The following is a 1,217-nucleotide window of genomic DNA, read 5'->3' as shown; positions in this document are numbered from 1 at the left end:
TGATCAGCCCCACCCGAGTGGTCCAGTTTGATTGTTAGTGCATTGCCGGCCTCTGGTCCATTGCGACGAGGGTTTCGGGTGCCGGTGGGCGGTAGCCCAGAGCGCTGTGCGGTCGTTTCGTGTTGTAGTGTCTCCTCCATTGTTCGATCAGGATCTGCGCCTCGCGAAGGGTGTAGAAGATCTCGCCATCGAGCAGTTCATCGCGGAAGCGGGCATTGAAGCTTTCGCAATAGCCATTCTCCCAGGGAGATCCGGGCTCGATGTAGGCCGTCTTTGCGCCGACGGCGGCGATCCAATCCCGGACGGCCTGGGCGACGAACTCAGGTCCGTTGTCGGACCGGATGTAGGCCGGGACACCACGCAGGATGAACAAGTCGCTCAAGGCGTCGATCACGTCGCCCGAGTTCAGCTTCCTCTTCACCCGGATCGCCAGGCATTCCCGGCTGTGCTCGTCGATGATGTTCAGCGTCCGGAATGCCTTTCCGTCGTCAGTCCGGCAATGCACGAAGTCGTAGCTCCAGACGTGGTTGCGGTATTCCGGCCGCAGCCGGACGCAGGAGCCGTCACTCAGCCACAGCCGTCCTTTCTTCGGTTGTCTCGATGGCACTTTCAGCCCCTCCCGCCGCCATAGCCGTTCGACGCGCTTGTCGTTGACCTGCCAGCCGGCATCTCTCAGCAAGGCTGCGATCCGACGGTATCCATAGCGACCATATTGGCGCGCAAGCTCAATCATGTCCGCTATCAGGCGCTCTTCGTCGGCACGCCCCCTCGGCAACTTGCGCTGTGTCGAGCGGTGCTGGCGCAGCACCCGGCAGGCACGACGTTCCGAGACGCCCAACTCGTTGCGGACATGATCGACACAGGCCCGACGGCGGGCGGGGCTCAGAAGTTTCCCTTTGCGGCCTCGGTCAGGATCAGCTTGTCCAGCGTCAGGTCCGACACGGCCTTCCTCAGCCGCTCGTTCTCCTTCTGAAGCCGTTTGAGTTCCCTGAGCTGGTCGGTTCCCATCCCGCCATACTGCTTGCGCCAGCGGTAGTAGGTCTGCTCGGTGATGCGCACCTCACGGATCGCATCCACTCGCGCCATCCCCTGGCCAACAAGCACCTCAACCTGCCGCAACTTCGTTACAATTTCCTCAGGCTTGAGTCGTTTCGTTCCCATTCTGATCCTCCGTTTTCCTAAACATAACGGCGGACCACTTCAGTGGGGGAGGATCA

Annotated in this window: 1 protein-coding gene; it reads right to left on the bottom strand. The window is 61.2% G+C overall.

Translation table 11 applies throughout. The annotated features are described in order from the left end of the window. Positions 1 to 34: 34 nt before the first annotated feature. Positions 35 to 1,161, bottom strand: a protein-coding gene (locus tag AC2FME_RS18320; protein ID WP_496801208.1) for an IS3 family transposase whose coding sequence is annotated in 2 segments (ribosomal slippage) — positions 35 to 897 and positions 897 to 1,161 — 1,128 coding nt in all. Because the reading frame shifts where the segments join, the coding sequence is not laid out codon by codon here. Positions 1,162 to 1,217: the final 56 nt, after the last annotated feature.

It is taken from the genome of Ruegeria sp. BHSC026, assembly GCF_059613065.1.
This window is presented reverse-complemented; position numbering and strand designations above follow the sequence as displayed.